This is a genomic window from Streptomyces axinellae, from assembly GCF_039532135.1.
GTDB lineage: Bacteria > Actinomycetota > Actinomycetes > Streptomycetales > Streptomycetaceae > Streptomyces > Streptomyces axinellae.
The window spans coordinates 162,668-184,204 of sequence record NZ_BAAARJ010000004.1 but is presented as its reverse complement, the minus strand read 5'-3'; the positions used below and the strand labels follow the sequence as shown (position 1 = coordinate 184,204).

20 protein-coding genes are annotated in these 21,537 nt (G+C 70.7%); 8 read left to right on the top strand and 12 right to left on the bottom strand.

Features of this window, described 5'->3' with window-relative positions; genetic code table 11:
• Positions 1-51 precede the first annotated feature (51 nt).
• Positions 52-1,350, bottom strand: coding sequence for a methyltransferase (locus ABD339_RS07295; RefSeq protein ID WP_425575931.1), 1,299 nt, complete (start codon positions 1,348-1,350; stop codon positions 52-54).
• Positions 1,351-1,595: 245 nt separating this feature from the next.
• Here ABD339_RS07295 and ABD339_RS07290 point away from each other — a divergent pair, with 245 nt between their 5' ends.
• Positions 1,596-1,829, top strand: a complete 234-nt coding sequence (locus ABD339_RS07290; protein WP_344563390.1) for a hypothetical protein — start codon at positions 1,596-1,598, stop codon at positions 1,827-1,829.
• 69 nt (positions 1,830-1,898) lie between these two features.
• On the opposite strand, the gene ABD339_RS07285 is transcribed toward ABD339_RS07290, so the two are convergent.
• Together ABD339_RS07285 and ABD339_RS07280 are read right to left on the bottom strand one after the other, a co-directional pair.
• A complete protein-coding gene (locus ABD339_RS07285; RefSeq protein ID WP_344563388.1) occupies positions 1,899-2,429 on the bottom strand; it encodes an NUDIX hydrolase in 531 nt (176 codons plus the stop codon).
• An 85-nt stretch (positions 2,430-2,514) separates the two neighbouring features.
• Positions 2,515-3,870, bottom strand: coding sequence for an NsdA family TPR-like regulatory protein (locus ABD339_RS07280; protein ID WP_344563386.1), 1,356 nt, complete (start codon positions 3,868-3,870; stop codon positions 2,515-2,517).
• Between the two features lie 248 nt (positions 3,871-4,118).
• Between ABD339_RS07280 and ABD339_RS07275 the strand changes: the two genes are divergently transcribed.
• Together ABD339_RS07275 and ABD339_RS07270 are read left to right on the top strand one after the other, a co-directional pair.
• Positions 4,119-5,906, top strand: a complete 1,788-nt coding sequence (locus tag ABD339_RS07275; RefSeq protein WP_344563384.1) for an NsdA family TPR-like regulatory protein — start codon at positions 4,119-4,121, stop codon at positions 5,904-5,906.
• 79 nt (positions 5,907-5,985) lie between these two features.
• Positions 5,986-6,576: an N-acetylmuramoyl-L-alanine amidase gene (locus ABD339_RS07270; RefSeq protein WP_344563383.1), complete on the top strand. Its 591-nt coding sequence runs from the start codon at positions 5,986-5,988 to the stop codon at positions 6,574-6,576.
• A 305-nt stretch (positions 6,577-6,881) separates the two neighbouring features.
• Here the strand turns inward: ABD339_RS07270 and ABD339_RS07265 are convergent, their stop codons facing one another.
• Together ABD339_RS07265 and ABD339_RS07260 are read right to left on the bottom strand one after the other, a co-directional pair.
• Positions 6,882-7,085: a DUF397 domain-containing protein gene (locus tag ABD339_RS07265; RefSeq protein ID WP_344563382.1), complete on the bottom strand. Its 204-nt coding sequence runs from the start codon at positions 7,083-7,085 to the stop codon at positions 6,882-6,884.
• Positions 7,072-7,956 carry a helix-turn-helix domain-containing protein gene (locus ABD339_RS07260; protein ID WP_344563380.1) on the bottom strand — a complete coding sequence of 295 codons (885 nt, stop codon included), beginning with the start codon at positions 7,954-7,956 and terminating at the stop codon, positions 7,072-7,074. Before ABD339_RS07260 ends, ABD339_RS07265 begins: the two co-directional genes overlap by 14 nt.
• Before the next feature lie 1,103 nt (positions 7,957-9,059).
• On the opposite strand from ABD339_RS07260, the gene ABD339_RS07255 reads away from it, so the two are divergent.
• The 3 genes from ABD339_RS07255 (at position 9,060) to ABD339_RS07245 (ending at position 11,908) form a co-directional block, all read left to right on the top strand.
• The gene (locus ABD339_RS07255) at positions 9,060-10,037 is read left to right on the top strand and encodes a 1-aminocyclopropane-1-carboxylate deaminase/D-cysteine desulfhydrase (RefSeq protein ID WP_344563378.1); all 978 of its coding nucleotides are present in this window, start codon (positions 9,060-9,062) and stop codon (positions 10,035-10,037) included.
• A 510-nt stretch (positions 10,038-10,547) separates the two neighbouring features.
• Positions 10,548-10,961: an ATP-binding protein gene (locus ABD339_RS07250; protein ID WP_274040747.1), complete on the top strand. Its 414-nt coding sequence runs from the start codon at positions 10,548-10,550 to the stop codon at positions 10,959-10,961.
• 20 nt (positions 10,962-10,981) lie between these two features.
• A complete protein-coding gene (locus ABD339_RS07245; protein ID WP_344563791.1) occupies positions 10,982-11,908 on the top strand; it encodes an RNA polymerase sigma factor SigF in 927 nt (308 codons plus the stop codon).
• A gap of 102 nt (positions 11,909-12,010) precedes the next feature.
• Here ABD339_RS07245 and ABD339_RS07240 read toward each other — a convergent pair whose 3' ends face one another.
• Positions 12,011-12,472, bottom strand: coding sequence for a hypothetical protein (locus ABD339_RS07240; RefSeq protein WP_425575916.1), 462 nt, complete (start codon positions 12,470-12,472; stop codon positions 12,011-12,013).
• A gap of 72 nt (positions 12,473-12,544) precedes the next feature.
• Here ABD339_RS07240 and ABD339_RS07235 point away from each other — a divergent pair, with 72 nt between their 5' ends.
• Both ABD339_RS07235 and ABD339_RS07230 read left to right on the top strand, forming a co-directional pair.
• Positions 12,545-13,513, top strand: coding sequence for a diacylglycerol/lipid kinase family protein (locus tag ABD339_RS07235; protein WP_344563374.1), 969 nt, complete (start codon positions 12,545-12,547; stop codon positions 13,511-13,513).
• Positions 13,514-13,828: 315 nt separating this feature from the next.
• Entirely contained in the window at positions 13,829-14,092 is a 264-nt protein-coding gene (locus ABD339_RS07230; protein WP_016469673.1) for a WhiB family transcriptional regulator, read from the top strand.
• Positions 14,093-14,228: 136 nt separating this feature from the next.
• Here ABD339_RS07230 and ABD339_RS07225 read toward each other — a convergent pair whose 3' ends face one another.
• From ABD339_RS07225 to ABD339_RS07200, 6 genes are all read right to left on the bottom strand, one after another.
• Positions 14,229-15,740, bottom strand: coding sequence for a histidine kinase N-terminal domain-containing protein (locus ABD339_RS07225; RefSeq protein ID WP_344563787.1), 1,512 nt, complete (start codon positions 15,738-15,740; stop codon positions 14,229-14,231).
• 346 nt (positions 15,741-16,086) lie between these two features.
• On the bottom strand, positions 16,087-16,722 hold the full coding sequence (locus ABD339_RS07220; RefSeq protein ID WP_344563372.1) for a class II aldolase/adducin family protein: 636 nt from the start codon (positions 16,720-16,722) through the stop codon (positions 16,087-16,089).
• 13 nt (positions 16,723-16,735) lie between these two features.
• Positions 16,736-17,806: an SIS domain-containing protein gene (locus ABD339_RS07215; RefSeq protein WP_344563370.1), complete on the bottom strand. Its 1,071-nt coding sequence runs from the start codon at positions 17,804-17,806 to the stop codon at positions 16,736-16,738.
• A gap of 220 nt (positions 17,807-18,026) precedes the next feature.
• Positions 18,027-19,553 (bottom strand): glycoside hydrolase family 3 protein, encoded by a 1,527-nt coding sequence (locus tag ABD339_RS07210; protein ID WP_344563368.1) that lies wholly within the window; start codon positions 19,551-19,553, stop codon positions 18,027-18,029.
• 53 nt (positions 19,554-19,606) lie between these two features.
• Positions 19,607-20,446, bottom strand: a complete 840-nt coding sequence (locus ABD339_RS07205) for a carbohydrate ABC transporter permease (RefSeq protein ID WP_344563366.1) — start codon at positions 20,444-20,446, stop codon at positions 19,607-19,609.
• Positions 20,443-21,465, bottom strand: a complete 1,023-nt coding sequence (locus ABD339_RS07200; RefSeq protein ID WP_344563365.1) for a carbohydrate ABC transporter permease — start codon at positions 21,463-21,465, stop codon at positions 20,443-20,445. Before ABD339_RS07200 ends, ABD339_RS07205 begins: the two co-directional genes overlap by 4 nt.
• Positions 21,466-21,537 lie beyond the last annotated feature (72 nt).

The following is a 21,537-nucleotide window of genomic DNA, read 5'->3' as shown; positions in this document are numbered from 1 at the left end:
ACGTGGTGACGCCGTGAAGCCGTGACGCCGTGATCCCTGTGAAGCCGCCCGTCAGCCCACCGTCGGCTCCGGTCCCGGATCCGGAGCCGACGACAGCCGCCACAGCGAGGTGGTCTCGGCGGCCCGGGCCGCGTGGAGCGGGTCGGACCGGTCGCCGGCACGGGGGTGTCCGGGGCGGACGTCCAGCCGGTCGGTCACGCGCAGGCCCGCGTTCCCGATCCAGGACAGCAGTTCGTCGCGGGAGCGCAGACCGAGGTGTTCGGCCAGGTCGGAGAGGATGAGCCACCCCTCGCCCCGGGGGGCGAGCCGCGCGGCGAGGCCGTCGAGGAATCCGCGCAGCATCCGGCTGCCCGGATCGTAGACGGCCTGCTCCAGTACGGACGTCGGCTTCGCCGGCAGCCACGGCGGATTGCATACGGCCAGGTCGGCGCGGCCGGTGTACGCGCCGGGGCCGGGGAACAGGTCGGCGCGCACGACCTCGACCGTCTCCCGGACGCCGAGCCCGCGTACGTTCTCGCGCGCGCACTCCAGCGCCCGCTCGCCCAGGTCCGTGGCGATCACCCGGCCGATCCCGCGCCGCGCGAGCACCGCGGCCAGGACGCCCGTGCCGGTTCCGATGTCGAAGGCGACGAGGGAGCCGGGCTCGCCCGGCGGCAGCGGGGCCCGCGCCACCAGTTCGACGTACTCGCCCCGCACAGGCGAGAAGACTCCGTGCCGGGGGTGCACCCGGTCGCCGCCCAGCGCCTCGACAGGCACGCCCTTGCGGCGCCACTCATGGGCGCCGAGCACCCCTTGCAGCTCCCGCAGCGGGACGAGCGTCAGCTCCGCGACGGGCGGCCCGTACGCCTCCTCACACGCCTGGGCCACGTCGGGCGCGCGGCGCAGCGGCACGGCGTACGCGCGGTGTTCGTCGCGCGCGCTCTCACTCGTCGCGCCCGTCGCGCCCGGGGTGCCGGCAGCGCTCGGGGCGTCCGGCGCGCCGGGAGCGTGCAGGGGCACCAGGAGCATGCCGAGCACGCGGGCGCGGCGGGAGCGCGCCTGGCGGTACAGGTGGAAGCTCTCGCTGGGAGTGGCGCCCTGCTTGGGCGGCTTGCGGTCCACCCGGCGGGCGAGCGCGGCCAGCAGCTGACGGGCGCCGTGGTAGTCGCCGCGCCACAGCAGCGCGGTGCCCTCGCAGGCCAGCTTGTAGGCGGCGTCGGCGGTCATCCGGTCGTCCGCGACAGTCACCTTCCCTGGCGGGCGCGCGCCGCTCTCGGAGCGCCACAGCGCGGATCGCTCCGCCCCGTCCTCGCTCCAGTGGACCCGCTCGCCCGTCCCCTGCCCGACCTCGGCCGTCTCCTGCTCGTTCACTGTCCGCACCGCTCAACCCTAGGCCGCCGCGTCGCCTCCCCGCGCATCCGCGAGCCCGGCGGCGCTTGCCATCATGAGGTGGGCCCCGGTCCCGCAGCGGTCCGGGTGACAGCGGCGCGTCGCCTCCCGTCGGCCCGGGGAACCGGCTGGTCACCGCATACGTTGACGGGACACGACGGAAGACAGGGCAGGCAGCACGGCTCCCTGTTCCGCACCGCATTCACCGTTCACCAGGAGGCAGGACCATGGCAGGCTTTCTCGACCGCGCCAAAGAGCAGGCACAGCGAGGGCTCGCCCAGGGCAAGGAGAAGGTGGAGGAGGTCCAGGCCCAGCGCGCGGGCAACGACCTGCTGCGCAAGCTTGGCGCTGCCTACTACGCCGAGCAGCGGGGCACCGGCTCCGCGCAGGATGTCCAGCAGGCCCTCTCCGCCCTGGAACAGCACATCGCGCAGAACGGCGACGCCTTCTTGAAGAGCTGACCCCCGCGGGGCCGTCCGAAGCCGTCCCCGGGGCCTGCCCGCAGCGGGCCCCGGGCCCGGGTCCCGGGCTCACCCGAAGCGGAGGCGATGGAGCATGAGCAGCGCCGCCGCCATGTTCGCCGCGGGGACTTCCCCGTTGGCGATCAGGTCGGGCACCTCTTTGAGCGGTACCCACTCGCGCTTCTCGGACTCGAAGTCGTCCTCGGGGTGTCCGAGGTATTCCGCGCTCTGCGCCCAGTAGATGTGGTGCCGCGCGTCGGTCAGTCCGTTGGACGGCTCGACGGTCATCAGGTGGTGGAGGGGCCCGGGCCGCCAGCCCGTCTCCTCCAGCATCTCGCGGGCCGCCGCCCGGGCCAGGTCCTCCCCCTCCTCGACGACTCCCGCCGCCAGTTCCCACCCCCAGCTGTCGGTGATGAAGCGGTGCCGCCACAGCAGCAGCACCTCGTTGCGCTCGTTGACCGCGGTCGCCATCGCGACGGGACGCAGCCGGATCAGATAGTGATCCAGGTGCCGTCCGTCGGGAAGCTCCACGTCCGCCAGATTCACCCGAAGCCACTGGTTTTCGTACACAGTGTGTTCACCCAGGTTCTTCCATTGCACGTATGTGCCCCCTTCCTGACGGAGGTTGGGCACATCCCAGCATGTTGTGCTCTTCCTCTGACAGGGGCACTCCGCGTGCCCCGGCTCAGAAGGGCACGCTCAGCGCTTCCTCGATGAGCTTCGCCGCCTCGGCGGCTGAAGTCCCGGGGTGCTGTGCCAGCCGCTGCCGCACCCTGCGCATGCGCCCGCGCAGCCGCTGCGACTCGATGCCCTGCGCCATCCCCACCATTTCCGCCGCTGTGACCGCCGCCCGCTCGGGGTCTCCGGCGTGCAGTGCCACGTCGGTGAGGGTGGCGAGCCGGTTGACGCGGCCCCGTACGTGCGCCGGCGCACGCGCGGCTTCCTGGGCGTAGGCGGCTGCCGCGCGCAGCTCTCCCAGGAGCAGCAGCGCCTCGGCCAATCGGACCTCCACCAGGCCCGGTTGGACGTAGCCGGTCTCCTCGGGCTCCTCCTCGGGGCGAATGCGCTGGGAGTAGGACTCGGCCCTGCGCATGCAGGTGTGGGCCGCGCGCCGGTCGCCGAGTCGGGCGTACGCCTTCGCCTGCATCGCGTACAGATCCGTGGCGAGCGCGGGGCTCGTGCGCGGGCCCGCCACCCGCAACACCGCCTCGGCGCAGGCGAGTGCGTGCCTGTTGTCGCCCAGGAAGAGCGCCTGGTTGACCAGGAGCGCCACGACATAGCCGCCGAAGAAGAGGTCGCCGGATGCCTTGCCGAGCCGGAGCGCCTGGTGGAAGTAGCGCTGGGCCAGGCCCTGCGCGTCGGCGTCGTAGGCGCAGATGCCGCTGATCGCGGCCAGCGACCCGGCGGCCCGGCACAGTTGGCGGCCGGTGCTGTCGTCGTAGCTGCCGCGCAGCAGGGGGGCGACTTCGCTGTTGAGGAAGCCGACGACGCGGGCGCGGGTGGCGACGCCTCCCGCATTGCGGTACAGGTGCTCGTAGTGGCCGCGTGCGGTGTGCAGGACGGTGACGTCCGCCTCGGTGACCGGCACCCCGGCGCGGCGCGAGACGTCCTGGTCCTCGGGCGGGTTCTCCCACTCCCATACGGGCGCCACCGCCGCGGCGCCGGTCAGCAGGGAGGGGCCGGGCCAGTCGTCGTGGACCTGGTCCGAGCGCCACAGCGAGGCGGCGCGTTCCACGAACCTGCCCAGTCCGTCGCCTTCGCCGCCGGGGAGGCCAGCGGGGAGACGTCCGGCTGTCGGCATCGCCATGCCGATGTCACTGAGGGTGAGAGTCCGGTTGAGCTTGGCGCCAAGGACCTCGCAGATCAACTCGGGGACCGTGCCGCGCGGGCGCTGCCCTCTGAGCCAGCGCGCCACAGCTGTGTGATCGTAACGCAGGGTGATTCCTGCTTGGCCGCCTAATCGGTTGACCCTGGTAGCGAGACCGGCCCGGGATATTCCTGACTGGTCAAGCAGTGCGTCCAGTTGACTATTGGGCTCCATGCCGCCCTCCGTCGTCCAACGTGTTGTTTCGCAGAGTAACGGACGTGTGTTCACACGGGGTGTGAAAGCACCACGTACGCGTGCGCTCGGCACATGCTCCCGACGCTTCGGAGAATGCGCTTACCTAAAAACATCCGCGTGCATGACAGCACATTCAGCACACGGAGAGCTACGGAAAGACACCCAACGAGCGTCGCAGAGAGGCAGATTCATGAACGACCCCATCCGGCTCCGCCACGGGAACAGCCATGCGCCCCTCTGACCCCACCCACGCCCCGGCGCACGCCGCCGGCCGCGCCCGGACCCGCCCCCCGAACCGCGCGCTGCGAGCCCTCCTGGAGGAGACCGAGTGGACGCAGGCGGCGTTCGCGCACGCCATTACTCGTCTCGGTGTCGAGATCGGCATACATCTTCGGTATGACAGGACTTCAGTCGCCCACTGGCTGCGCGGCAGCCGCCCCGATCCCCGGGTGCAGCACCTCATGGCGGAGGCGCTCTCCCGACGCCTCGGCCGCCGGGTGACGGTGAGCGAACTGGGCATGCGGAGCACCCAAGGGGCGCGCGGCGCACGCGCGGGCGCCGGAGCGCGGCGGCGGAGAGGTGCGGACGGCGACGAGGAGGGGCCACATGCCGGGAGCCGGAACTACGCCACGGCGACCTTGGACGCCCTCCTCCCGGACCCCGGCGGGCATACGCACCCCGCCGACCGGCTCACCGCGCTCACGGCCCCTGTGGTCCCTCCGCCCCGTGCCGACGCTCCTCCCCCGGCGCCCTACACGCTGAGGTTGCTGGAGGAGTCGGTACGCCACGACCGGTCCCGTGACAGCGAACAGCCCCGCATCCGGGCGCAGTTCGACCCCGAGGAGCGGCGGCCCGCCCGTCACGAACGGGCCGCCACGCACGAGCCGCCCGCCGCCCCCGAACCCTCCGGCCACCCCGCGCCGTCCGGCCTCTCCACACCGTCCGGCGGCCGGATGGCGCACCCCGGCCACCGGACCCCCCCGGCCACCGCGCCCGCACCGGACCCGGCGACCTTGCCCGCCACCGCGCCCGCTGCCGCCGCACGCAACACCTGTTCCGCGCGCGGCACACGGCCCAGCGCGCCGCCCGGCCCCGGCGAGGTGGCCTCGGTCCACGAGCACGCCCGCTTCTTCGCACTCCAGGCCGACCGGTACGGCGGCGGCCACATCCGCACCTCGCTGGCGGCGTACCTGTCCGGGCTGGTGCGTCCGCTGCGCTGCGGTGAGGAGAGCGCGGCCCACCGCGGCATGCTGGCCGGCGGCGCCCGGCTGAGCTACCTGCTGGCGCGGGTCTACGCCGACGAGCAGCGGCACGGACTGGCCCAGCGCGCCTTCTTGACCGCCGCCGACCTCGCGAGCGAGGCGGATGACCCCGAGGGCGTCGCGCTGGCCCGCCGCGCGCTCAGCTCCCAGGCGCACCAGCTCGGGCACCCGCGCGCGAGCCTGGCGCTGGCCGAGGCCGCCTGCGAGGGGGCACCGGCCGACGCCGATCCCTCGACGCGGGCGTTCTTGTACGCGGGCCTGGCCGTCGCCGAGGCGGCCGGGGGCGACCGTACCCGGGCGCTCGCGGCGCTGGGCCGGGCCGAGCGCCAGCTCGCGTGCGCCCCGGCGGACTTGACGACGGGCCCGGCGAGCCCCGGCCGCGAGCCGGTCGGCTCCTACCAGGACGCCGCCCTGCTCTACCAGTCCAGCCAGTTGCATGCCGCGCTCGGCGATCGTACGGGCGCCATCCGCGACCTGCGCTCCTCACTGCGCGCACGGCCCAGCGGCGAGCGGCGCTCGCGCGCGCTGTGCCAGGCGGAGCTGGCCGAACTCCTGCTCTCCTGCGGCCGGCTGGAGGAGGCGTGCGTCTCCTGGCAGGACTTCTTGGCGGAGTGCGCGCAGGTCCGCTCGGGGCGCGTCCTGGCGGCCCGCTCCCGGATGCCGGTCCTGCTGCGCCCGTACGCGCGCGAGCGCTGCGTCCAGGCGCTCCTCGCACGGACGAGGGCGCCCGCCGCCGGGCGTCGATACGGCTAGAACCCCGCCGGTCCGGGGTATGACGACCCCACACCGGAGGAACACTCCGGCCACAGCACGAGCAGAGACGGGGGCGAGGATGGCCACACCCATCACCGCGACAGCTTTCGTCCAGGCCCTCAAGAAGGAGGGCGTACGGATCGAAGAGGTACGCGACTGGCGCAACCACAACCGCAACAAACAGGGGCCGTGGGGCCCGGTGCACGGCATCGTGATCCACCACACGGCCACCGAGGGTTCCGCCCAGACGGTGGACCTGATCTACGACGGCCGCTCCGACCTGCCGGGCCCGCTCGCGCACGGCTGCGTCACCAAGGACGGCACCGTCCATCTGACCGGTCACGGCCGGGCCAACCACGCGGGCCTCGGCGATGACGACGTACTGCGCGCCGTCATCGCCGAGCGGAACACCCCCTCGCCGAACGAGCAGAACAGCGACGGGAACAGGTATTTCTACGGCTTCGAGTGCGAGAACCTCGGAGACGGCAAGGACTCCTGGCCCGAGGAACAGCTGGACGCGATCGCGCGGGCCGCCGCCGCGCTGTGCCGGCACCACGGCTGGCACGCGCGGTCGGTCATCGGCCATCTGGAATGGACGGACCAGAAGGTCGATCCGCGCGGCTTCAGCATGGACGATCTGCGGGACAAGATCGCCGAGCGTCTCAAGTGAGCGGCTGATCTTCCCCGTCCGGGGCCGCCGCACGCGCCTCCCGGCCGGGCGCCCACCGGGCCCCGGCCGGGCACAGCGCCCACAATGGACCAATGGTGCTGCTTCCGTTGTGTGGGAGAAATGCCAGGGCAGTTGCGTCGCTCGACAGAGCCGGTCGAAGGCCGCATGCCTGGCCGGGGCCGCGGTAAGCCGCGCCAAACGGCGTGCCGAAGGCTCGCCTTGAGGAACAAGCGTGCGCTTGAGGAGTAACAACAGCGAGGCCCCGTCTCCAGACTCGAAGAGACGGGGCCTGCGCGGTCGGGTCATCACATACGGTCGAACCGGCCGCGTGCCGTGCTTCTGATGAAAGCCTGCCACTGCTGGGGAGAGAAGCTGAGAGTCGCTCGCTCTCGGTCCTTGGTGTCCCGCGCCGCTACCCCACCGCCGAGGAGAGCCACCTCTACGCAGTTCCCTTGCCCGTCGCTGCGGCTGGATTTGATCCAGACCGTAGCCGTTTCACGCTCGCTCATGTCTCCCTGCCATTTCTGAGATCAGGGCCAGTGAGTCCTGATCGCTGTGTGCTGCCTGCCAGATGCCCGAGATCGCGTGCTCGTAGCTTGCGATCTCGTGCGGCTTGTCGAGGTACAGGCTGCCGGTGTAGCCATCCGTGTAGACAGTCGGGGGCTCCCCTGGCGCCCGGTCCCCGTTCGACGGGAACCGCAGGAGCATGAACGCCTTGGTCAACAGACCCGCGTGCGCCCCTGCCGCATACGGCACAACCCTGATCGACACGTTCGGCATTTCGGATACGTAGACCAGGTGCGCGAGTTGACGTGTCATCACCTCGTGTCCGCCTATGGGCCGGTGAAGCACAGCCTCGGCCAAAGCTACGTGCAAGTTGGGAGGAGTCGGCACTCGGCTGAGCAACGATTGACGCTCGACCCTCAGCGTGACGCGTCGAGCGATCTCCGCTTCGGTCGCGTCGGGGTTGTGCAGCCGGATCAAGGTCTCGGCGTAGTCCTCGACTTGCAGTAGTCCGGGGATCAGCTCTGCCTCGTACGTGAACAGCTCCGAGGCGGCTTCCTCCAGCCCGATGTATACATCGAATCCTGCCGGGATGATGTCGCCGTAGCTGTGCCACCACCCCTTGGACTTCGACTCACTGGCAAGCCCGACCAACGCATTGGTCGTCTCCTCGGATGCCTTGTAGGTCCGGCACATCGCCTCGACGTCGTGGCGCTTGAGCGGCGCCTTACCCGTCTCGATCCGCCAGACCGTGGTCTCAGACAGCTCCATGGCACGCCCCGCTGCCTTCTGGGTTAACCCTGCCGCTTCGCGCAGTTCCTTCAGATGCCGTCCTAGCCGGCGCCGGGGAACCGTCGATCCGCTCGCGTCCGCCACTGCCTGTGCCTCCTCCGCCTCAGTGTCTCTCCGGAGCACCTTTCAAAGTGAAAACGCCAGACCCTTCAACTTGAGGACCCTCCTAAGAAATTAAGGCTTCAAAATGGGATTCCAACTTTGAAAGCTTGCAGATGGATCCTCCCAGCCGACATCGTGGTTCCGCTACCACCGGCGCCCGAACTGCGGCTCATTCGCTGGGCATTGAGCCCATGACGCGTGCTGGTGGTCATCCATCCCGTGCATGTGTTCGCGGGCTCAGTGATGTTCACCGGGAGGCGTCGTGGGTGGCCCATCAGACCTCGGTATCGGATACCGGGTCGGTGTTGTCGTGGTTGACCGCCGTACGGGCACGCTCGACCGTGTTGTCGACAGGGACGGCGGCGACCCGCTTTTACAGCCCTTTGGCGGCGGCCGTGAATGGACGTGTCCGCCGAAGCACGCTGCGCTCGCCCAGTCTCAGGACACGTGCTGCCTCGGGGTGCCTCCGTCATCTATGGAGAGAGGAGCCACGTCGTGAACGACCGGCCGTCTCAAATGCTCTACATCCTGGTAGTGGCCGTGCTGGCTGGCGCTCTGGCCTTCGCTGCTGTGCAAGGGGGGCGACAGTGACCAACCTGTTCATGGACTGTCCCGTGCTGTGTGTACTGGGCGCGGCGGACCGCGATCGCGTCATCGCGCTCTTCCCCGGGGTCGAAACCGGCGAGCTCCAGGGGCCGCACTGGTGTGAGCTGGGCCGCGAACACCAGATTCATCGATCGGCGCTGCATCTGTATGACGACAGCACCACCCTGTGGGTGACCTGGACGAGCACGGGGCACCTCCCGATTGCCTCGCGCACGAGCCTGACCCGATGGGATCAGCCTGCTTCCTCTCCCGGCAACACGAGGGGCCGCACTCGTGGGAGTTCCTTGACGATGCGATTCGTCTCGGCATCTACGGCTTGGAACTACCTACGTAGGGTCCTCCGCCCACACGCTCGGCCCCGTCTACGCCTGCCCCCTGCGCGTAGACGGGGCTTCTCTGCTGCTGGGCGTCTGTGATCTGCGCATATCCCCAGGATCCAAGCCCGGGAGCATCCCGAGGACAACGGCCACAATGGACATGTGGACCACCCTGTAGATCTCGCCACCGCACTCCGGCCCCGCCCTCCCTCTCCGCTCCAAGAGGTCGAGGACGAGCGGTTCGCCCGCCGGGGCGTACGCCTGCTGCTGAAACGGGAAGACCTCATCCACACGACGCTGCCGGGGCCGTGGGACACGGCTGCGCTTGGACCAGTGGACCTGTACCCTCCCGGCAACAAGTGGCGCAAACTCGCCCCTAACCTGCGAGCTGTCGCCGCCTCGGAGCATCGCAGCCTGCTGACGTTCGGGGGCGCCTACTCCAACCATCTGCGGGCCACGGCCGCGGCCGGCCGGCTGCTGGGGCTGCGCACCGTCGGGGTGGTGCGCGGCCAGGAGTTGGCAGACCGGCCGCTGAACGCGTCGCTGGCACAGTGCGCGGCCGACGGCATGCTGCTGCACTTCGTCTCACGTGCCGACTACCGCCGTCGGGCCGACCCGGACTGGCACCGCGAGCTGCGCGACCGGTTCGGCCCGTGCACGGTGGTGCCGGAGGGCGGCAGCAACGAGGCGGCCGTACGCGGGTGCGTGCCGCTGGGTGAGGAGTTGCGCGGGCACACGGACTTCGCCGCCGTCGCCTGCGGGACCGGCGGCACTCTGGCAGGCATGGCGGCCGGGCTTTCCGCAGGTCAGCGGGGTATCGGCGTGGCAGTGCTGAAGGGCGGGTTCCTGCCGGGAGAGGTGCGCCGGCTCCAGACCGCCGCCTTCGGCGGGCCGCGCGGCGACTGGTCGGTGGAGGAGCGGTTCCACGGCGGCGGCTACGCGCGCACCACTCGGCAGCTGGCCGTCTTCGCGCGGGAGTTCGCCGGGCGGCACGGGCTGCCGCCGCTGGATCACATCTATGTCGCCAAGTTGCTCTTCGCGCTCACCCGGCTCGCCGAGGAGGGTGCCTTCCCCTCGGGCAGCACGGTGACGGCGGTCGTCACGGGGCAGGCGCACCCCGCAGCCCGTGACGCAGGGTGACAAAATGCATCACTTTCCGTGTTCATCAACTCACAGCCCCCCACCCCTTCCTGACCGTCCGTAGTCGATTCACAGACCCCCGCCGCCGCTCTCCCCCGCTCCGGGCCTCCATCAAGGGGCGGGTTTCGGCCCTTGTCGGAGCGTGTGCCTCGCGGGGTTATGAACGCATCAGGTGACGGGTAATGAATTGACAGGCCCCTCCGCCGACCGTTCCGACCCCCGCAGCCGGACACACTCGGTGGCCGAAGGAGCCCGGGCTCCCTCTGGGGAAGCTGCCAGTGGCATTGCCACATTGCCAACAGAGCGTAATCGTCAAGGATTTGAGGGGCCCAACCCCTAGCCACAGAAAGTACCCATATGTTTACTATGGGTGACGCTCGCGGTGTGGGCGGCGTAGATCCATGCGTGCGGCATCGTGGCACGGATCGCGATAGCGTCGCTGACGAAAACGAACCAGCAGCCGCTTCGGCCCGCGAAGGCCCAACGGCTCGTGTCACCTTGGAGGTGAGGGTGTCCCAGATCGCAGGCGAGCCCGCATCGCAGGACTTCGTCGAGGTCCGGCTGCCGGCCGCGGGTGCCTATCTGTCGGTGCTGCGGACGGCCACCGCCGGGCTCGCGGCCCGCTTGGACTTCACCCTCGACGAGATCGAGGATCTGCGGATCGCCGTGGACGAGGCGTGCGCGATCCTGCTCCAGCAGGCCGTCCCCGGCTCCGTGCTCAGTTGTGTCTTCAAGCTCGTCGGCGACTCGCTGCGCGTCACCGTCTCGGCGCCGACGACCGATGGCCGTGCCCCGGAACGCGACACCTTCGCGTGGACGGTGCTCTCGGCCCTGGCCGGTGAGGTGGATTCAACAGTGTCCGACGACCGTACTGTCAGCATCAGCCTGCACAAGAAGCGCGGTGCGGGCCCCGGAGCGTCGTGACCGAGCACGAGGCAAGGGAGATGTGGGCCGGCCGCCACAGCGCGGCCCCCCTGGGCATTCCTGAGCAGCAGGCCCGGCCGCACCCGGCCGACCCCGCGAGTCAGCGACCGGAGCAGGCAGATCGGGCGGACGCGATGGACCAGCAGCAAGAGAAGCGCGAGCGGCCCGGCCACGGCAATGCGCGCGGGCTGGACCCGAACGACCGCAGTGGCGCGCGGGCGCTCTTCATCGAACTGCGCAAGCTGCCCGAGGGGCCCGAGCGCTCCGAGTTGCGCAACCACCTGGTGCGCATGCACCTACCGCTCGTGGAACACCTGGCCCGCCGCTTCCGCAACCGGGGCGAGCCGCTCGACGACCTGACCCAGGTCGCCACGATCGGTCTGATCAAGTCCGTCGACCGGTTCGACCCCGAACGCGGCGTCGAGTTCTCGACCTATGCGACACCGACCGTCGTCGGCGAGATCAAACGGCACTTCCGCGACAAGGGCTGGGCGGTGCGCGTGCCCCGCCGGCTCCAGGAGCTGCGGCTCTCCCTCACCTCCGCGACGGCGGAGCTGTCCCAGCAGCACGGGCGCGCCCCGACCGTGCACGAGCTGGCCCAGCGCCTGTCGATCTCGGAGGAGGAGGTCCTGGAGGGCCTGGAGTCGGCCAACGCGTACAGCACGCTCTCGCTGGACGTGCCCGACACCGACGACGAGTCGCCGGCCGTCGCCGACACGCTCGGCGCGGAGGACGACGCGCTGGAGGGTGTGGAGTACCGCGAGTCCCTCAAGCCGCTGCTGGAGGAGCTGCCGCCGCGCGAGAAGAAGATTCTGCTGCTGCGGTTCTTCGGCAACATGACCCAGTCCCAGATCGCGCAGGAGGTCGGCATCTCCCAGATGCACGTCTCCAGACTCCTCGCCAGGACCCTGGCCCAGCTGCGGGACCGGCTGCTCGTCGAGGAGTGATCTTCCGTGCGCATGCTGCTGGGGAGGGCGGTCGCCCTCCCCAGCAGCATGTGTGGCCACGGATCGCGCACCGGGCCCGCGGGTGCGGCAGTGCGGTCGGGCTCAGCCTCTGGGGCCGATACCCAGCGCCTTCGTCGCCGTCGGGTTCACCAGGCAGGCCAGCACGGCCACGGCAGCGACGGCCAGCGCCACCGCGGCGGCGCTCAGCAGACCGCCGGAGCGCACCAGCTGCCAGGCCACCGGCAGGGCGAGGAGCTGGACGATCATCGCAGGGCCCCGGCTCCAGCGCCGCAGCAGCCACAGCCCGCGCGCGGCGGCCAACGGCAGCGCGGAGAGGGCGAGAACGGTCACGGAGAGCGTGGCGGCCTGCACCGTGTCGTCCGGCTTCCCGGTGACCAGCAGCACCAGCGAGACGACCCCGAACCCGGCCACCACCAGCCCCTCCAGACCCGTCAGCACGGCGGCTGCCAGGATCCGGCGCGGCCGGGTCGCCCCCGGGCTCTCCGTATCGGCCACGGTCTCCGCCTCGGTCACGGTCTCGGTCTCGGCCTTGCTCTCGCTCACAAGGGAAGCCTAGCCCTCCCCCGCTCCGCGAGGGCTGGGCCGCCGTACCCCGCGGTAGGTACGCTTCACCTCATGCGCGCACTCCTCGTGGTCAATCCGGCAGCCACCACCACCAGCGCGCGGACGCGTGACGTGCTGGCCCACGCGCTCGCCAGCGACCTCAAGCTGGAGGTCGCCACCACGGAGTACCGCGGCCACGCCCGCGACCTCGCCCGGCAGGCCGCGCAGAGCGGCAGCGCGGAGCTGGTGATCGCGCTGGGCGGGGACGGCACCGTCAACGAGGTCGTCAACGGGCTGCTGCACGAGGGCCCCGACCCCGACCGGCTGCCGCGACTGGCGGTCGTGCCGGGCGGCTCCACAAATGTCTTCGCCCGCGCCCTGGGCATGCCCAATCACGTGGTGGAGGCCACAGGCGCACTGCTGGACGCGCTGGAGTCGGGCAGTGAGAGAACCGTCGGGCTGGGACTGGCCGGCGGCGTTCCGGGAACGGACGACGCCGAAATCCCCTCGCGCTGGTTCACTTTCACGGCGGGACTGGGATTCGACGCCGGAGTGATCGGCCGGGTCGAGCAGCAGCGCGAACGCGGAAAGCGCTCCACACACTCCCTTTATGTCCGCCAGGTCATGCGGCAGTTCCTGACGGAACCGCACCGCAGCAAAGGGACGATCACTCTGCGCAGGCAGGGCGAGGAGCCGATCGAGGAGCTGGCGCTCTCGATGGTGTGCAACACCGCGCCGTGGTCGTACCTGGGCAACAAGCCCCTGTACGCGGCCCCCGAGGCGTCCTTCGACACCGGCCTCGACGTGCTGGGGCTCTCCCGGCTGACCCCCGCCGCCGTCAGCCGCTACGGCACTCAGCTGCTCACTTCCAGCCCCGAAAAGGGGCCTCACGGCAAGCACGCGGTGACGCTGCACGACCTGACGGACTTCACCTTGCATTCCCAGGTCCCACTGCCGTTTCAGATGGACGGTGACCACCTGGGGCTGCGTACGAGCGTGAACTTCACAGGCGTTCGCCGTGCACTGCGTGTGATTGTGTAAGTGGAAGTGCCTAAAGTCCTTCCACTCGAACGTTTAGACCAGGATCCACCCACTGGAATGACGGCTGTGAGCTAGGCGACACCAAGGATTCAAAAAAAAGTTTCCGGAGGGGGTTGTATCCGTCGCCGAGGTTTGCGAGTCTCTTCATGGCGATCGGGACGGCCCGCCACTGGGCCCCCTTGAGAGTCCGAATCCCCTCCTTCTCATCTTTGTGGGACCCGCATCACAGTTGTGTGGCCCCCCTTCACCCGCGAGGGGATTCGTGAAAGCGTTCACATTCACAAGCAATGCCACACACGAGGAGAGGTAGCAGCCATGGACTGGCGTCACCACGCCGTTTGCCGCGAGGAAGACCCCGAGCTGTTCTTCCCCATCGGCAACACTGGTCCTGCGCTGCTGCAGATCGAGGAAGCCAAGGCCGTCTGCCGCCGCTGCCCCGTCATGGAGCAGTGCCTGCAGTGGGCCCTGGAGTCCGGTCAGGACTCCGGTGTCTGGGGTGGCCTCAGCGAGGACGAGCGCCGCGCGATGAAGCGCCGCGCCGCCCGCAACCGGGCGCGGAACAACGCCGCGACCGCCTGAAGCGCCGCCCCGCACCTAGCTGCATCCCCCGAGCCGCAGCGCGCAGTGCCTCGGAGCGCCTCACAAGCAAGCAGAGCGCCCGCACACGCAGAGCGTGAAGCGCTGAGCCCCGGTCCGTTCGTCAACGGACCGGGGCTCAGCGCTTTTCGCGCGTCTCGCGCTTCTCGGCGAGCGGCAGATCGAACAGCACCCGGGTGCCGCCCCCGGACGCGGGCAGCATGTCGAAACCGCCGCCCAACTCGCCCTCCACGAGCGTGCGGACGATCTGGAGCCCGAGGTTGCCCCCGCTCTTGGGGTCGAACCCCTCGGGCAGGCCGCGGCCGTTGTCCTGGACGGTGACCAGCAGCCGGGCCGCCTCCTTGCCCGGGCCGCCCGCACCGCCCGTGCCACCTCCGCCCCGTACGGCGTGCACCTCGATGGCGCCCTGCTCCTCGGGGCCGAAGCCGTGCTCTATGGCGTTTTGCAGCACCTCGGTCAGCACCATGGACAGCGGGGTGGCGACCTCGGCGCCCAGAATGCCGAAGCGCCCGGTGCGACGGCCGGTGATCCGGCCGGGCGAGATCTCGGCGACCATGGCCAGGACCCGGTCGGCGATCTCGTCGAAGTCCACGCGCTCGTCCAGGTTCTGGGAGAGGGTCTCGTGCACGATCGCGATCGAGCCGACCCTGCGCACCGCCTCTTCCAGCGCCTCCTTGCCGCGCATCGAGTCCATGCGGCGGGCTTGGAGGCGCAGCAGCGCCGCCACCGTCTGGAGGTTGTTCTTCACCCGGTGGTGGATCTCCCGGATGGTGGCGTCCTTGGTCACCAGTTCCCGCTCGCGGCGGCGCACTTCGGTGATGTCGCGCAACAGGATGAGCGAACCGATGCGAGTGCCCTTGGGTTTGAGCGGGATGGCGCGCAACTGGACGACGCAGTCGGTGCCCTCGACCTCGGCGCCGCGCGGGGCCCAGCCGCTGGCGAGCTTGACCAGCGCCTCGTCCACCGGGCCGCGGGAGGGCGCGAGTTCTGCGGTGGCCTGGCCCAGGTGCAGGCCCACCAGGTCGGTGGCCAGGCCGAGCCGGTGGTAGGCGGACAGAGCGTTGGGGCTGGCGTACTGCACGACGCCGTCCGCGTCGAGGCGGATGAGGCCGTCGCCCACCCGGGGCACATGGTCCATGTCCACCTGGTGGCCGGGGAAGGGGAAGGTGCCGCCCGCGATCATCTGCGCCAGGTCGGAGGCGCTTTGCAGGTAGGTCAGCTCCAGCCGGCTGGGGGTGCGCACGGTGAGCAGGTTGGTGTTGCGCGCGATCACGCCCAGCACCCGGCCCTCGCGGCGCACCGGGATCGACTCGACGCGGACGGGGACCTCCTCGCGCCACTCCGGGTCGCCCTCGCGCACGATGCGGCCCTCGTCCAGCGCGGCGTCCAGCAGCGGGCGGCGGCCCCGCGGGACGAGGTGGCCGACCATGTCGTCCTGGTGCGAGGTCGGCCCCGTGTTCGGGCGCATCTGCGCGACGGAGACGTAGCGGGTCCCATCCAGCGTGGGCACCCACAGGACGAGGTCCGCGAAGGAGAGGTCTGCCAGGAGCTGCCACTCGGACACCAGCAGATGGAGCCATTCCAGCTCGGCGTCCGAGAGCGCGGTGTGCTGGCGTACGAGGTCGTTCATGGAGGGCACCCGGCCGAGGGTACCGGCCGGCCGCGGGGGCCCCACCACGGGCGGGGAGGGCGTGGGTCCGGAATGGGCGCGGGCCGGAGAGGGTGCGGGCCCGGAAAGCACTTCGGGCCGCGGCGCCGGGGCGGGACCCTCAACCCGCCCGGCACCGCAGCCCGGAGCTACAAGACCCGCCGCTGTCAGGGCAGAGAGCGGCCGGGCCTCGATCTGCCCTCCTGTGCGGGGAGAGCAGAAGCCGTGTTTCCCGAGAATTGTGGACTAGACCACAGCGTCCTGTCTATGGATCGCGCGGCCCGCTCCGGTGATTCCGGTACCGGGCCGCCGCGTGCCGTCAGGTGCCTCATGCGTGCTGGATCGCCTCGTCGGCCGTCACGGGGAAGCGCGTCGTACGGTCGCCCAGCAGCAGGGCGCGGTAGGTGGCCGTGGCGGCCTCCTCCAGGTTCATCGCCCGGCGGAAGGCCATGCCCACGTCCTCGCCCAGTGCCGAGCAGCCGTGGTGTGCCAGGAGCACGCAGTTGTGCTCCTTGGCCTGCTCGGCCGCCGTGTCGGCCAGCTCGTCCGACCCGTTCGGGTAGAAACCGGTCCGGCCTATGGAGCGCACGTACACCGCGTGGTCCAGGGTCAGCAGCCGGATCTCGTGACCGAGCGCGTCCACCAGCACGGCGTGCTGGGGGTGCATGTGGACGATCGCGTTGGTGTCCTCGCGCACCCGGTAGGTGCGCTGGTGCAGCTTCCATTCGCTGGAGGGCTGCGGGTTGCCGCCGACGATCTGACCGGACAGGCTCATCACGGTGAAGTCCTCGGGGGTCAGCCGGTCCAGCCAGGTGCCCTTGCCGGTGACGACGAACTCGTCCGAGCCCGGCAGCCGGGCGGAGAGGTTGCCGCCGCTGGCGAGGACGAAGCCGCGCCGGACGGCGGTCGCCCCGACATCGACGAGCTGTTCCACCAGGCCCTCGACGGTGGTCTCCTGCTTCATGTCGCGCGCCTCCTCAGCGGGTCTCGGTGACCTTGGCGAGCGAGCGGGGCGCGTCCGGGTCCTGGCCGCGCGCGATGGTGACCTCGTAGGCCAGCATCTGGAGCGGAAGGATCTCCACGATCGGCTGAAGCTCCTCGGGCAGGCCCTCGGTGGGCAGCGCGAAGCCGGCCGAGGCGCGCTCGACCTCGTCCTGCTCGCCGATCACCACGAGGTCGGCGCCGCGGTCGCGCAGCCGGTCCAGCACGGGCTGGAGGGCCTGGCCGCCCTTGCCCCCGGTGACCACGGCGATGACCGGCGAGATGTTGTCCACCATGGCCAGCGGACCGTGCAGCAGGTCGGCGCCCGAGTAGGACAGGGCCGGGATGTAGCTGGTCTCCATGAGCTTGAGCGCGGCTTCCTTGGCGGTCGGGTAGCCGTAGCCGCGCGAGGTGAGCACCATGCGCTCGGCGAAGCGGTAGCGGGCCGCCAGCGCCTTGACCTCGTCCCTGCGCTCCAGTACGGACTCGGCGAGGCCGGGCAGTGCCTTGGCCGTCTCGATGCCCTCGCTGCCCTCGCCGCCGCGCAGGCCCTGGACGAAGAGGTAGAGCGCCAGCAGCTCGGCCGTGTACGTCTTGGTGGCGGGCAGTGCCTTCTCGGGGCCGGCCAGGACGTCGATGTGGAACTCGCTGACCTTCGCCAGCGGGGAGTCCGCGTTGTTGGTGACCGCCAGCGTGATCGCGCCCGCGTCCCGGGCCGACTGGGTGGAGGCCACCAGGTCGGGGCTGCCGCCGGACTGGCTGATGGTGATGACCAGGCAGTCGGTCAGGTCCGGCTGCGCCCCGTACGCCGTGGTGGTGGACATCGAGGTGAGCCCGCAGGGCTTGCCCAGCTGGATCTCCAGCAGGTACTTCGCGTAGAGCGCCGCGTTGTCGGAGGTGCCGCGGGCGGTCAGCAGGACGAAGCGGGGGTTCTTGGCGGCGATCCGCTGGGCCACCTCGCGGATGGCGGGGGCGCCCTCGTCCAGGATGCGGCGCAGCACTGCGGGCTGCTCGGCCATCTCGCCGGACATGACGGCGCCCGGCGTGGATGGAGCGTTCGAGGACATACGAGGTGCCTCCCAGGCGGGTCGTGCGGTGGTGTGCGCTTGTGCTTCGATCCTACGGCGATACGAACAGCCCGATTTGCCCCGGCCCCTCCCGGCTCCCCGGCCCCTTCCGGCTGCTCCCGGTGTCCCGCCGGGGCTCCTCGTGCCCCACCCGGCCTCCGTCCGGTGGAGGCCGGGTACGAACGCTCCCCAGCGCGGGACTCCCGGCGCGGGGGCGTGGTCACCCCTGGGCGATCACCTCGGCCGCTGCCCGGCCGCACACCCGCGCGGCGCCGTGCGTCGCGATGTGGAGCGCGCCGCGCGGCGGGGCCTGGGGGACGCCCATCTCGACGACCACCGTGTCGGCGCGGGCTGCCACCAGCTTGTCGACCGCCGCCGCCATCCAGGGGTGGCGGTGCAGGTCACGGACGACGGCGACCACCGACCGCTCCCCCGCGGCGGCCAGGATCGCGCCGCCCGCGTCGTCGTCGGTGCTCCCGTACGTCGCCGTACGGGTCCCCGGAACCATCCGTTCCAGCTCGGCCGCCGGTCCCCAGGGGGTCTCGTCCCCGACGGCGATGTTGGCCAGCGGGGTCAGTGCGGCGACGAACAGCGGGCCCGTGGGGCCGCTGTGCTTCTCCGGCCGCGTGACCACCAGGGCGCGGCGGGCCGCTGCCAGGCCGATGCCGGGGTCGGAGCGGAGCGCGGAGCCGGCCCGGCCCCCTGCGCCGGGTCGGCTCGCGCTCCGCGTCCATGCGGCCAGCGCGCGGACCCGCCCCGCCGCGTCGGCCAGCCGCTCCTCGGTCAGCTCGCCCGCGCGGACGGCCGCCACCAGCGCGTCGCGCAGCCCGAGCACGGTGTCCTCGCCGGCCAGTCCGCCGCCCACGCAGATCGCGTCGGCCCCGGCGGCCAGGGCCAGCACGCTGCCGCGCTCCAGGCCCCAGGTGGCGGAGATGGCCTGCATCTCCATGCCGTCGGTGACGATGAGCCCCTGGTGGCCGAGGCCGCCCTCGCTCTCGGGGGCGCGCAGCAATCCGGCGAGCGCGGCGGGGCTGAGGGTGCCGGGGCGGGCCGCGTCCAGTGCGGGCAGCAGGATGTGGGCGCTCATCACGCACTTGCTGCCCGCGCGCACGGCGGCCTGGAAGGGGACGAGTTCGCGGGCTCTGAGGGTGTCCAGGTCGGCGTCGATGCGCGGCATCGTGTGGTGGGAGTCCACGGCGGTGTCGCCGTGCCCGGGGAAGTGCTTGACGCAGGCGGCGACGCCGGCGGCCTGGAGCCCTTCCACGTAGGCGACGGTGTGCCGGGCGACGAGTTCCGGGTCGCCGCCGAAGGAGCGGACGCCGATGACGGGGTTGTCCGGGTTGGAGTTGACGTCGGCGGAGGGCGCCCAGTTGAGGTTGACGCCGGCTGCCGCGAGTCTGCGGCCGAGTTCATGGGCGACGGCCCGGGTCAGGTCGGGGTCGTCGATGTGGCCGAGGGCCAGGTTGCCGGGGAAGGAGGAGCCGCTGCGCGCCTCCAGCCGGGTGACGTCGCCGCCTTCCTCGTCGATGGCGACCAGCACCTCGGGGCGCACCTCGCGCAGCTGTTCGGTGAGGATGGCGAGCTGTTCGGGCGAGTCGATGTTGCGCCCGAACAGGCCGACGGACGAGAGTCCTTCGTCGAGCCGGCGCAGCAGCCATGCGGGCGCCGAGGTTCCGGTGAAGCCGGGCTGGAGCACGGCCAGGGCGTCGCGGGTGAGGGTGTCGGAGTCTCGTACTGATGTGGTCATTCGGCGCGGTGTCCCTTCACTTCACGGGTGTGGCGTCACGGCGGCGAGCGGCCCTATCCCTTCACCGCACCGGAGGTGAGGCCGCTCACTGCCTTCCGCTGGAGGTAGATGAAGAGCAGCAGGATGGGGATGGCGAAGAGCGAGGCGGCTGCCATCGTGGCACCCCAGTCGTCGCCGAACGCGGTCTGGAACGTCGAGAGCCACAGGGGCAGCGTCTGGGCTTCCGCGTCCTTGTTGAGGATGAGGACCATGGGGAACTCGTTCCAGGCGGTGATGAAGCCGAAGAGCGAGGTCGCCATCAGGCCGGGGGCCAGCAGCGGGAAGATGACCTTGACGAAAGCCTGGGTGCGGGTGCACCCGTCGACCATCGCGGACTCCTCCAGTTCCCTGGGGACGGCCGCGACGTAGCCGCGCAGGGTGATCACCGTCAGCGGGAGGACCATGACGGTGTAGAAGAGCGTGAGCGGGACCAGGCTGTTGAGCATGTCCGCGTCGCGCACGATCATGTAGATCGCGATGACCATGACCTCCCAGGGCGCCATCTGGGCGACCATGAAGGTCAGGATGATGCCCTTGCGCCCCCGGAACCGCATCCGCGCGATGGCGAACGAGGCGAAGAGCGCGAGCACGAGTGAGATCCCCACCGCCAGCACGGTGACGGTGACGGAGTTGCGCACCAGCGTCCAGAAGTGCTCGGCGTTCACCGCCGTCTTGAAGTGTTCGAAGGTGGGCGAGGTGGGGAACCAGACGGGGTCCTCGCTGAGGATCTCCCCGTTGGGCTTGAACGCCGTGTTGAACATCCAGTAGACGGGGAAGGCGAACACCACGAACAGCACCAGGGCTGTGGCGTTGGGCCATATCCGGCCGGTGAGAGACTTTCGCGCGCGGCTCATCGCAGCCCTCCAGCGGCGGTGTGGGTCTCGACGTCCCCCGCCTCGTCGTCGTCTTCCTGCCGCAGCGCCATGCGCAGGTAGTACGACATCAGCGCGAGCAGGATGAGGATGGTGAGCACCGAGATCGCCGCGCCTGCGCCGTAGTGCTGGTTGCCGACGCCCTCGACGAAGGCGTAGACGGGCAGGGTCTCGGTCAGCCGGTCGGGGCCGCCCTGGTTGACGGCGAAGACCTGCGGGAACGCCTTGAAGATCCAGATGACTTCGAGGAACGTCGCGACCATCAAGAAGGGCTTCAGGAAGGGGAACGTGACGTTCTTGAAGCTCTTCCAGGCCCCGGCGCCGTCCAGCGACGCCGCCTCGTACAGCTCCCGCGAGATGGTCGTCGTCGCGGCGTAGAGGTTGATGGCGACGAACGGCACGGACATCCACACGATCAGCAGGGAGATCACGAAGAACGTGGACAGCTGGCTGCCGGTCCAGTTGTAGTCCGCCATGGAGCTGAACCCGGCTTTGGCGAGCACCCAGTTGACGACGCCGAACCGCTGCGCGAAGAGCCACTGGTAGACGGTGGTCCCCGCGATGGGGGGCGTGGCCCAGGCGAGTACCAGCCCGACGGAGAGCAGCAGCCGCATCTTCGGTCCGAGCCGGGCGAGCAGCAGCCCGGTCAGAGTGCCGGCCACCATGATCAGTACGACGTTGACCGCCGTGAAGATCACCGATCGCAGCGTGACCCGCCAGAACGTCTCGCTGGTGAGGGTGTCGGTGTAGTTGCTGGGCCCGGTCCACTCGGTGACGCGCTGGATCAGCTGCGTCATGTTCAGGTTCTGGAACGACAGCATGCCGTTCATCACCAGCGGATAGCCGAGGAAGACGACGGTGAGCGCGAGCGCGGGCAGCAGCAGGAGGTAGGGCAGCGTGCCCTTCGCCCGCGACCGCCCGCCCTCCGGCGCCTCCGCTGCCGTCACCGGGCCGACCGGCACCTTCTCTCCCGGCGGTGCCTCACCGGTCTGCACAGACATCGTGGATCCAGCTCCAAGTCACACGGGACACGGGGGACAGCAGAGGCGGAGGGGGCACACCCGGGTGCCCCC

Coding starts and splice junctions, on each gene's coding strand:
- ABD339_RS07230 (WP_016469673.1), top strand. CDS start 13,829: ATGGACTGGCGTCACCACGCCGTTTGCCGCGAGGAAGACCCCGAGCTG.
- ABD339_RS07210 (WP_344563368.1), bottom strand. CDS start 19,553: ATGACCACATCAGTACGAGACTCCGACACCCTCACCCGCGACGCCCTG.
- ABD339_RS07235 (WP_344563374.1), top strand. CDS start 12,545: ATGCGCGCACTCCTCGTGGTCAATCCGGCAGCCACCACCACCAGCGCG.
- ABD339_RS07265 (WP_344563382.1), bottom strand. CDS start 7,085: ATGAGCGAGCGTGAAACGGCTACGGTCTGGATCAAATCCAGCCGCAGC.
- ABD339_RS07245 (WP_344563791.1), top strand. CDS start 10,982: ATGTGGGCCGGCCGCCACAGCGCGGCCCCCCTGGGCATTCCTGAGCAG.
- ABD339_RS07200 (WP_344563365.1), bottom strand. CDS start 21,465: ATGTCTGTGCAGACCGGTGAGGCACCGCCGGGAGAGAAGGTGCCGGTC.
- ABD339_RS07270 (WP_344563383.1), top strand. CDS start 5,986: ATGGCCACACCCATCACCGCGACAGCTTTCGTCCAGGCCCTCAAGAAG.
- ABD339_RS07275 (WP_344563384.1), top strand. CDS start 4,119: ATGCGCCCCTCTGACCCCACCCACGCCCCGGCGCACGCCGCCGGCCGC.
- ABD339_RS07290 (WP_344563390.1), top strand. CDS start 1,596: ATGGCAGGCTTTCTCGACCGCGCCAAAGAGCAGGCACAGCGAGGGCTC.
- ABD339_RS07215 (WP_344563370.1), bottom strand. CDS start 17,806: ATGTCCTCGAACGCTCCATCCACGCCGGGCGCCGTCATGTCCGGCGAG.
- ABD339_RS07225 (WP_344563787.1), bottom strand. CDS start 15,740: ATGAACGACCTCGTACGCCAGCACACCGCGCTCTCGGACGCCGAGCTG.
- ABD339_RS07220 (WP_344563372.1), bottom strand. CDS start 16,722: ATGAAGCAGGAGACCACCGTCGAGGGCCTGGTGGAACAGCTCGTCGAT.
- ABD339_RS07205 (WP_344563366.1), bottom strand. CDS start 20,446: ATGAGCCGCGCGCGAAAGTCTCTCACCGGCCGGATATGGCCCAACGCC.
- ABD339_RS07280 (WP_344563386.1), bottom strand. CDS start 3,870: ATGGAGCCCAATAGTCAACTGGACGCACTGCTTGACCAGTCAGGAATA.